The sequence below is a fragment of the Mesorhizobium sp. M7A.F.Ca.MR.362.00.0.0 genome (genome assembly GCF_004023175.1).
Lineage (GTDB): Bacteria > Pseudomonadota > Alphaproteobacteria > Rhizobiales > Rhizobiaceae > Mesorhizobium.
Window position 1 is genome coordinate 3,596 of record NZ_RZTF01000171.1, and the last position, 9,013, is coordinate 12,608.

The window sequence follows — 9,013 nt, forward strand, 5'->3', positions numbered from 1 at the left end:
CTTTCGTAGGCCAAGGTGAGGTGGGCAGTAACGGTGCCCTCTGCACATCTGGCTTAGGTCGTGACACGCTGCCGGAAATATTTCCCCCCCCGTGAATCGCTTGGGCAAGCCCTTGTGGGCTCAGCAAATGATTCATCACTATGAACCTCGGGAGGAATTCGGATGCGTGTACTTACGAAAGCTACCTATATTCTAACCACTGCGGCGTTTCTGTCGCTCGGCGCGGCCTATACGGCGTCGGCTAACGAGGACCTTGCAAAGCTGGCTTCCGATTCGAAGAACTGGGCAATGCAGACGGGTGACTACGCCAACACCCGCTATTCCAAACTCAACCAGATTACTGCGGACAATGTGAAGAACCTGCAGGTCAAGTGGACCTTTTCCACCGGCGTGCTGCGAGGCCACGAGGGTGGACCGCTTATCATCGGCGATGTGATGTATGTCCACACGCCTTTCCCGAACAATGTCTTTGCGCTCGACCTCAAGAACGACGGGAAGATCCTTTGGAAATACGAACCCAAGCAGGATCCCAACGTCATTCCGATCATGTGTTGCGATACGGTCAATCGCGGTGTTGCCTATGGTGACGGCAAGATCATTCTCAATCAGGCCGACACCACGGTCGTCGCCCTCGATGCGAAGACCGGCAAGGTCGTCTGGTCGGTCAAGAACGGTGACCAGACCGATGGCGGCAAAGGCGAATCCGGTACGGCTGCCCCCGTCGTCGTCAAGGACAAGGTGCTCATCGGCGTCTCCGGCGCCGAATTCGGTGTTCGCGGCTGGCTGGCCGCCTACAATCTGAAAGATGGCAAACTCGCCTGGAAAGCCTATTCGGAAGGTCCGGACGCAGACACCCTGATCGATCCCGAAAAGACCACGCATCTCGGCAAGCCGGTGGGCAAGGACTCCGGCACGAACACTTGGGAAGGCGAGCAGTGGAAGACAGGCGGAGGCACGACATGGGGATGGTATTCCTATGATCCCAAGCTGAACCTGGTCTACTATGGCACCGGCAATCCCTCGACGTGGAACCCCGTACAACGCCCCGGCGACAATCGCTGGTCGATGACGATCATGGCCCGCGATGCGGACACCGGTGTTGCCAAATGGCTCTACCAGATGACCCCGCATGACGAATGGGACTATGACGGCGTCAATGAGATGATCCTCGTCGACGGCATGGAGGTCAACGGCGCCAATCACGATGTGCTGGTGCATTTCGACCGCAACGGCTTTGCCTACACCATGGATCGCGCCAGCGGCGACCTTCTCGTCGCCAAAAAATACGATCCGTCAGTGAACTGGGCGACGGAAGTCAACATGGACCCAAAGAGCGATCAGTATGGCCGCCCGCAGGTCGTGGCGAAATATTCGACCCAGCAGAACGGCGAAGACACCAACTCGACGGGCATCTGCCCGGCGGCGCTTGGAACGAAGGACCAGCAGCCGGCGGCCTATTCGCCGAAGACCGGGCTGTTCTATGTCCCGACCAACCATGTCTGCATGGACTATGAGCCTTACAAGGTAAGCTACACCGCCGGTCAGCCCTATGTTGGCGCCACCGTGTCGATGTACCCGGCCCCTGGCGGCGACGGCAGCATGGGCAACTTCATTGCCTGGGATGCAGCCAAGGGTGAGATCGTCTGGTCGAAGCCCGAGATGTTCTCGGTGTGGTCTGGCGCGTTGGCCACGGATGGCGACGTCGTCTTCTACGGTACACTCGAAGGCTACATCAAGGCGGTCGATAAGGACGGCAAGGAACTCTACAAGTTCAAGACCCCGTCCGGCATCATCGGCAACATCACGACCTACGAGCAGGGCGGCAAGCAGTACATCGCCGTTCTGTCGGGTGTTGGCGGCTGGGCAGGTATTGGCCTGGCAGGCGGCCTGCTTTCGCCTGATAACGCCGCTGCCTGGCATGGCGCCGTCGATCAGGGCCGTGCCCAAGGCGATGAGGCCGCCGTCGTTGGCACCGCTGGTCTTGGTGCCGTCGGTGGCTACGCGGCACTTGCCGACTACACGACGCTGGGCGGTCAGCTCACCGTCTTCGGTCTCCCGGATTGATGAGCTGGGAACCTTGAGAACGCCTCAGGTCTTGTGAGACCAAAGGCTTGAAGAACGAGAGCCCGGATCATCCGGAAGCCATGGCCGGGCTCTCGATTCGGTTACGCACCCAAAACACCGATCAATGCCGGTCGCGCCAGCAAAACCGTGTCCATTGGCAAATGAAGGAAGTTTGAATGTCCGTTCGCATTGTAATTTCGGCTTTGGTCCTGGCTCTGCTGCCTCTGGCAAGCTCAGGCGTCGCCCAGGCCGACGACAGCATGGAAAAAGCCAAGGCGGTGAAGGAAGAAGGCGGCAAGTATTTGGATGCGGATGGAAATCCGACCTACAAGATCGAAAACGGAACCGTCGATTGGTACACGTTCAGCGGCTACCGCCGGTATCACTCCGATTGCCATGTCTGCCACGGACAGGATGCAACAGGTTCGAGCTATGCGCCGGCTTTGGTCAACAGCCTGAAAAACATGGATTACGGCACGTTCCTCTCGATCGTCGCCGAAGGCCGCAAGAATGTCGGCGGCGGCAAGGAAAACGTCATGCCTGCCTTTGGCGACAACAAGAATGTCTATTGCTACATGGACGACCTCTACATCTACCTGCGCGCGCGCGCAGATGGCGCGGCGCCCCGCGGACGGCCGCCCAAGCACGAAGACAAGGCCCAGGCGGCGAAGGATGCCGAAGCATCCTGCATGGGTGGATGACATGATTGGCCGCGATGCATTGAAGCTGCGCGTCGTTCTGCCGATCCTCGGCACGCTCGCCTTGCTGCCGTCGAACGCGCATGCGCAAAGCGCCGGCCTTGGCGCGGCGGGAGAACTGGTCGATCCCGACATCTTGCGCGTCTGCGCCGATCCCTCGAATATGCCCTTCACCGACAAGAGCGGCGAAGGATTCGAAAACAAGCTGGCAGAGCTGGTTGCCGCGAAAACCGGGCGCAAGTCCGTCTCCTACACCTGGTTTCCCACGATCACCGGCTTCGTGCGCAATACGTTGGGGGCCAACCGATGCGACATCATCATGGGCTATGCCCAGGGCGATGAGCTGGTGCAGAACACCAACGCCTACTATCGCTCCGCCTATGTGCTTGTGCATCCGAAAAGCCACGATATGGAAGGCGTGGAAACGATCGAGGATCCCAGACTCAAGGGCAAGACGATCGGCGTCGTTGAAAGCACGCCGCCAACCGCCAACATGGCCGCCAACAAGCTACTGCGGACCGCCAAGATCTATCCGCTTGCGGTGGATACGCGCGTCACCCCATCCATGGGGGAGGTCATGATCAAGGACATGCTGGCACACAAGATCGATGCGGCGGTGCTGTGGGGACCGATGGCAGGTTACTATGCCAAGGAACTCGGAGCTGATGTGACGATCGTTCCACTGGTGAAGGAAAAAACCGGCTCGCGCATGTCTTACCGCATTACCATGGGCGTACGTCCGTCCGACCAGGAATGGAAGCGGACGCTCAACCGGGTGATCAGGGAAAACCAGGCGGAGATCACCAGGATCCTGCTGAGCTATAACGTGCCGCTGATCGACGAACACGACAACCTGATTACCCAATGAATGGAAGGGAGACTATTTTCTTGCTGGTCGCCGCGAGCCTTCTGGGTCTGACCGAGCCGACATGGGCTGGCGATGTCGCCGAACCCAGCGGTTTCCGGATGGACGACTATCGGGCGCCGGTGCCGCGGACGCTGCAAGGCGCGAGGGTGGTGACGACGGTGGAAGCGGAAGCGCTGTGGCGGGCGAAAAAGGCGATCTTCTTCGACGTGATGCCGGACACGCCCAAACCGACCAATTTGCCGGCAGGAACCATATGGAGGGACAAGGTCAGAAAGGACATCCCAGGCAGCATATGGCTGGCCAATGTGGGATACGGCGCTATTTCGCAGGAGACCGCCAGCTATTTTCGCCAAGGCCTCGAAGCCAAGGCCGGGACGGACAAGTCGCGCGCGATTCTGTTCTACTGCATGACGAATTGCTGGATGTCGTGGAATGCGGCGAAACGGGCGGTCGAGTGGGGCTACAGTTCGGTAATCTGGTATCCGCTCGGCGCTGATGGGTGGGAAGATGCAAACCTTCCACTGGAGGAGAAAAAACCCTATACAACGAACAATTGAAGTAATGACTGCAATTATTCTCGATAGTTTGTTTTCAACTTTTCAAAACCTATTGTTTCATTTGTCCATTTTTAGACTTGATGGACGAGCCATTGCGTCGGTGCCCTGCAATGGTTGGCTAACGACAGGATCGGTCCCTTCGGGCTGGTATAAGAGGAGAAATGTCATGAAGAAGAACTGGAAAAAACCGACCATGTGTCAGGTTGCCGCTGGCTTCGAAATTTCACGGTATCTGCCTGCTGAAATTACTCCCAAGAAGTAGGCCGCAGAGGTGCGCGTCCCTGGCGACAGGGGCGCGCATCCCCTCGCCGCATGGGATTTTCGTGAAAGATTTTGACGCACGCAAAGCGCGCGAAGCGTTTTTTGTGACTGCAAATTGCCTGCAGGTCAGAGAAGCCGGCGCGCGGGCATTTTCATGCATTTGAGGATCATCGGATCGGCGGCGGGCGGCGGCTTTCCGCAATGGAACTGCAACTACCGTCTGAGTCGTGCGGCTCGCACCGGCATGGCCGGGGTGCATTCACGAACCCAGTCCAGTATCGCCGCCTCCGCGGACGGGTTCGGCTGGGTTCTTTTCAATGCCTCGCCCGACATTCGCCAGCAAATCGCTGCAACACCTGAACTGCAGCCTGTGGGCGATGCGCCGCTGCGCTCCACGCCTATTCGCGCGGTGGTGCTGACCAACGCCGATGTCGATCATATCGCTGGACTGCTCAGCCTGCGCGAGCGGCAGCCTTTCGCCATCTATGCAACGGCGCAGGTTCTGGCGACGCTGGAGGCGAATTCGATTTTCAACGTTCTCGATCCAGCGCTTGTGCCGCGGCGCATCCTGCCGCCGGCGAAAGAATTGGCCATTTGCGACGCAGAAGGCCGCGAGACCGGCGTAATGATCGAGCCCTTTCCAGTGCCCGGGAAGATAGCACTCTATCTGGAGGATAGAGACCATCCGGATGCCAATTTCAGCGCCGACGCAGGTGATACGATCGGAGTCCGAATTGCCGGCATCGGCAGCCGCGGCTCCGTCTTCTATATTCCGGGCTGCGCGCGCATCGATGCGGCCTTGCGCACGCGTCTCACCGATGCCGCCTGTCTTCTGTTCGACGGCACGGTCTATACCGACAACGAGATGATCGTCGCCGGCGTCGGTCAGAAAACCGGCGCGCGCATGGGGCATCTGGCGATCTCGGGAGAATCGGGTTCGATCGCCGGCTTGGCCGATGTGAAGGTCGGCCGCCGTGTCTTCGTCCACATCAACAACACCAACCCCATCCTTGACGAGAACTCCGCCGAGCACGCGGCGGTCAAGGCGGCCGGCTGGGAAATCGCAAGCGACGGTATGGAGATGGGATTTTGAGCGACTTCCGCGATGCAGCCAAAGGCGGACTCTCCACGAGCGCTCTCGAAGCCGTGTTGAGGCAGGTTGGCGCCGAGCGCTATCACAATCGCCATCCCTTTCACCACAGGATGACCAGCGGCGCATTGTCGAAGGCCGAGATGAAGGCCTGGGCGCTGAACCGCTATTGCTATCAGGCGGTCATCCCGCGCAAGGATGCCATGATACTCGTGCATGCCGAGGATCCAGCGTTTCGCGCCGCGTGGCGCAAGCGGATCGAGGATCATGACGGCGAGGACGGCTGGAGCGGCGGTATCGCGCGCTGGCTGCATCTGGCAACTTCGCTCGGCCTGGACGCCGAGGCCGTGAAGAGCGAAAGGCTGGCACTGCCGGCGACGCGCTTCGCGGTGGACGCTTACCTTTCCTTTTGTACAAACCGGACGTTGTTCGAGGCGGTCGCGTCCTCGCTGACCGAGATGTTCTCGCCACTCATCATCGGCGAGCGGGTGCCGGCAATGCTGGCCAAATACGACTACATCACCGAGGACACGCTGGCCTATTTCAGGCAACGGCCCGAACAGGCCTCACGTGACGCCGACTTCGCCCTCGTCTACGTGCTCAGCCACGCCGATACGGCGGAGCGCCAGCAGCAGGCAATCAATGCACTGGTGTTCAAATGCGATATACTCTGGGCCATGCTTGATGCGCTTCAACACGCCTATGGCGAGCAGGGAAACATACCGCCCGGCGCCTTCCAGCCCGAGGCAGCCCTATGATGGCGCTGCGCGAAAGAGCCGTGGTGTCGCTGCGGTCGATACCTTCGCTGCCGAAGCACGTGCGCATACAGTACGATTCCGTGCGGCAGGCATTCGCCGTGCTTTCACCCGAAAAGATATTCTGGCCGAACGATGTCAGTCTCGATATTTTGCGCCGCTGCGATGGACGGTCAACGGCAGGCGATATCATTGCTGGCCTTGCCGCGGATTATGAGGCCGAACAGGAGGCCGTGGCGACCGACGTCATCGCCTTCCTGCAGGAATGGTCGGACAAGCTGCTGGTGAGGCTATGAGCACGCCCCTCCTCCCTCCAATCGGCATGCTGGCGGAACTGACGCATCGCTGCCCGCTGCAATGCCCTTATTGCTCCAATCCGCTGGAACTGCTGAAGGCCAATCGCGAACTCGACACTGAGACCTGGCTCGCCCTGTTCTCGGAGGCCGCCGATCTGGGAGTGCTCCAGGTGCATCTGTCCGGTGGCGAGCCGACACTGCGCCGCGACCTCGAGCAATTGATCGCCGGGCTTGCGGGGCGCGGCGTCTACACCAATCTGATTACCGCGGGCGTTGGCATCGTCGAGGGCCGTATCGAGGCATTTGCCGAAGCCGGCCTCGACCATCTGCAACTGAGCTTTCAGGGCGCGCGTCCGGCGACCACCGATCGCATCGGCAACCACAAGGGCGCTCACGAAAAGAAGCTGGAAACGGCACGCCGCGCGCGCGCTGCCGGTCTGCCTCTTACCATCAACGCACCGATCCATCGCCATAACATCGAGGAAGTGCCGGAATTCATCGATCTCGCCCTTTCGCTGGGCGCGGAGAGGCTCGAGATCGCCAATGTGCAGTATGCCGGCTGGGCGTTGACCAATCGCGACCAACTGATGCCCGAGCGGGAAGCGGTCGACAGGCAGGCGGAGATCGTCGCGGAGGCACAGGAGCGGTTGGCCGGCATCATCAACATCGATTTTGTGACGCCGGACTATTTCGCGATCTATCCCAAGCCGTGCATGGGCGGCTGGGCGCGGGACGCCTTCATGGTGACGCCTGACGGCACCGTACTGCCCTGCCATGCCGCACAGACGATCCCGTCGCTCAGCTTCGAGCGTTTCGAACCACGCAGGCTGTCCTCGATCTGGGCCGATTCACCGGGGTTCAATGCCTTTCGCGGCACGGACTGGATGCAGGAACCCTGTCGCGGCTGTGAGCGGCGCGAGATCGACTGGGGCGGCTGCCGCTGCCAGGCGATGGCGATCGCCGGCGATGCCGCTGCAACGGACCCGGCTTGCGCGAAATCGCCGATCCATGCTCGCATGGCAATGCTGATCGACGAAGCCAAGCGCATTGCCACAGCCCCTTCGAGAGAAGAATCATTCGTCTACCGGCGGATCGGTGCCATGACCGAATCCGTCTGACCTGGTGAGAAAGCGCTTCTCACCCCCTCCGGAAAACGCGAAGCGTCTGCTCGTCAAACAATGGCTCGTCCTGGCCGATGCGCACAAACAGAAGCCTGTGCCCCTCACCCGCCGGCACCTCGAAATACTGGATGCCGTCAGGCATTTCACCCCAGTCGCCGCAGGGCGGTTCGGGAACCTCGTCGGAACTGGCAAGCGCTTTGAGTTCTTCCGCATAGGAGGCGTCAGGGCTGAATGAGTAGCGTTTGACGCCTGCAGGCTCCGTGCCCTGCGTGTAAGGCGTCAGCACACAGCGGGCGCTGACGGCCTTTTCGGTCTTTTCCAGGAACAGGCGACGCAAAGCAGCCTCAGCGGTTTCACCTGATATGATGTCGAACAGTTCGACGAGAGGATCGGCCGCGCCGCCGTCGCTGTATTTGATGGCAAGCGCGTTGTCGGCGAATTCGAAATGAATCTGGCGGAAGCCGAAGTCGCAGCGTTGCGCCCAGGCGGCCAGCCCGATATTTTTGTCAGACAACCTTTCCCAGACGCATTTGTCGATCGGCGAGCGCGACGGCGCCGGCTCGTCTGCCATCGCGGACATTGTCGCGGATGCAAGCAGGGCGCAGGCCCAGATGATCGATCTCATGGCGCTATTCATCGCTGCATCCTGTTTAGGTAAAGGCATCCCATGAGGAGCCGTCTGGATTGGCATTGGGGAAGTCGGCTGGCACGCTCAAACCAGCCCGAGCAGAAAGGCCGCGCCACCGAGAAAGCCTGCCGAGCAGATCCATAGCAGCCAAAGCCCCCGGACCCGGCATTCGAGCACCGCCGAGCCGGGGTTGGCGGGGTCATAGTGGACGTCGACCTTGCTGCCTTCGACATACTGCCGTGCCTGGCCGCCGACGAGGCCCGGCAGCGAGGCAGTCACGGTGGCGCCGAAGGCCACACGATCGGCGCTGTAGCGCTGGCCAGCGACGCCATAGGAGTAGACGATTCGGGATTTGAAGACGGTGCGCCAGCGGCCATAGCCTGAATGGTTTCGGAGCGCCTGCAGACCTGAAGTGTCGATGCGGCCAACCACGATCGGCCATTTTGCCGCCTGCTCGGCCAACGCTTTCTGGGCGAAACCCATGCTCAGGATGAACAAGCCCATAAAAAGCAGCAACGCCGCGGCACCGAGATTCTGCGGCTTGGGCAAATGCGGCCCGATCGCTTCCAGAACACCGCCGACGGAAAACACCAGCACAACCGCGCCGATCGCCAATCCCGCCGAGAGTTGGACCATGAACTTGAAGGCGCCGTCCGGCAGGGTGCGCTCGATCAC

Annotated in this window: 10 protein-coding genes; 8 read left to right on the plus strand and 2 right to left on the minus strand. The window is 60.4% G+C overall.

What is annotated here, in order from left to right:
- Window positions 1-162: 162 nt before the first annotated feature.
- From EOC06_RS20280 to pqqE, 8 genes are all read left to right on the plus strand, one after another.
- The gene (locus tag EOC06_RS20280) at window positions 163-2,064 is read left to right on the plus strand and encodes a methanol/ethanol family PQQ-dependent dehydrogenase (protein ID WP_128308618.1); all 1,902 of its coding nucleotides are present in this window, start codon (window positions 163-165) and stop codon (window positions 2,062-2,064) included.
- A gap of 176 nt (window positions 2,065-2,240) precedes the next feature.
- Window positions 2,241-2,765, plus strand: coding sequence for a c-type cytochrome, methanol metabolism-related (locus tag EOC06_RS20285; RefSeq protein ID WP_127327544.1), 525 nt, complete (start codon window positions 2,241-2,243; stop codon window positions 2,763-2,765).
- Window positions 2,737-3,630 carry a substrate-binding domain-containing protein gene (locus EOC06_RS20290; protein ID WP_127322056.1) on the plus strand — a complete coding sequence of 298 codons (894 nt, stop codon included), beginning with the start codon at window positions 2,737-2,739 and terminating at the stop codon, window positions 3,628-3,630. The genes EOC06_RS20285 and EOC06_RS20290 overlap by 29 nt, the downstream gene beginning before the upstream one ends.
- Window positions 3,627-4,187: a PQQ-dependent catabolism-associated CXXCW motif protein gene (locus EOC06_RS20295; RefSeq protein WP_127267403.1), complete on the plus strand. Its 561-nt coding sequence runs from the start codon at window positions 3,627-3,629 to the stop codon at window positions 4,185-4,187. Before EOC06_RS20290 ends, EOC06_RS20295 begins: the two co-directional genes overlap by 4 nt.
- Before the next feature lie 415 nt (window positions 4,188-4,602).
- On the plus strand, window positions 4,603-5,541 hold the full coding sequence (pqqB, locus tag EOC06_RS20305) for a pyrroloquinoline quinone biosynthesis protein PqqB (RefSeq protein WP_128308619.1): 939 nt from the start codon (window positions 4,603-4,605) through the stop codon (window positions 5,539-5,541).
- Entirely contained in the window at window positions 5,538-6,296 is a 759-nt protein-coding gene (pqqC, locus tag EOC06_RS20310) for a pyrroloquinoline-quinone synthase PqqC (protein WP_128308620.1), read from the plus strand. The genes pqqB and pqqC overlap by 4 nt, the downstream gene beginning before the upstream one ends.
- On the plus strand, window positions 6,296-6,589 hold the full coding sequence (gene pqqD, locus EOC06_RS20315; RefSeq protein WP_245469844.1) for a pyrroloquinoline quinone biosynthesis peptide chaperone PqqD: 294 nt from the start codon (window positions 6,296-6,298) through the stop codon (window positions 6,587-6,589). The genes pqqC and pqqD overlap by 1 nt, the downstream gene beginning before the upstream one ends.
- Window positions 6,586-7,707: a pyrroloquinoline quinone biosynthesis protein PqqE gene (pqqE, locus tag EOC06_RS20320; RefSeq protein ID WP_128308622.1), complete on the plus strand. Its 1,122-nt coding sequence runs from the start codon at window positions 6,586-6,588 to the stop codon at window positions 7,705-7,707. Before pqqD ends, pqqE begins: the two co-directional genes overlap by 4 nt.
- A gap of 19 nt (window positions 7,708-7,726) precedes the next feature.
- On the opposite strand, the gene EOC06_RS20325 is transcribed toward pqqE, so the two are convergent.
- Window positions 7,727-8,347 (minus strand): hypothetical protein, encoded by a 621-nt coding sequence (locus EOC06_RS20325; protein WP_128308623.1) that lies wholly within the window; start codon window positions 8,345-8,347, stop codon window positions 7,727-7,729.
- 75 nt (window positions 8,348-8,422) lie between these two features.
- The coding region (locus tag EOC06_RS20330; RefSeq protein WP_128308624.1) for a DUF3592 domain-containing protein at window positions 8,423-9,013 on the minus strand (591 nt) is incomplete at its 5' end.

Coding starts and splice junctions, on each gene's coding strand:
- pqqD (WP_245469844.1), top strand. CDS start 6,296: ATGGCGCTGCGCGAAAGAGCCGTGGTGTCGCTGCGGTCGATACCTTCG.
- EOC06_RS20295 (WP_127267403.1), top strand. CDS start 3,627: ATGAATGGAAGGGAGACTATTTTCTTGCTGGTCGCCGCGAGCCTTCTG.
- pqqE (WP_128308622.1), top strand. CDS start 6,586: ATGAGCACGCCCCTCCTCCCTCCAATCGGCATGCTGGCGGAACTGACG.
- EOC06_RS20290 (WP_127322056.1), top strand. CDS start 2,737: ATGCCGAAGCATCCTGCATGGGTGGATGACATGATTGGCCGCGATGCA.
- EOC06_RS20285 (WP_127327544.1), top strand. CDS start 2,241: ATGTCCGTTCGCATTGTAATTTCGGCTTTGGTCCTGGCTCTGCTGCCT.
- EOC06_RS20325 (WP_128308623.1), bottom strand. CDS start 8,347: ATGAATAGCGCCATGAGATCGATCATCTGGGCCTGCGCCCTGCTTGCA.
- EOC06_RS20280 (WP_128308618.1), top strand. CDS start 163: ATGCGTGTACTTACGAAAGCTACCTATATTCTAACCACTGCGGCGTTT.
- pqqB (WP_128308619.1), top strand. CDS start 4,603: ATGCATTTGAGGATCATCGGATCGGCGGCGGGCGGCGGCTTTCCGCAA.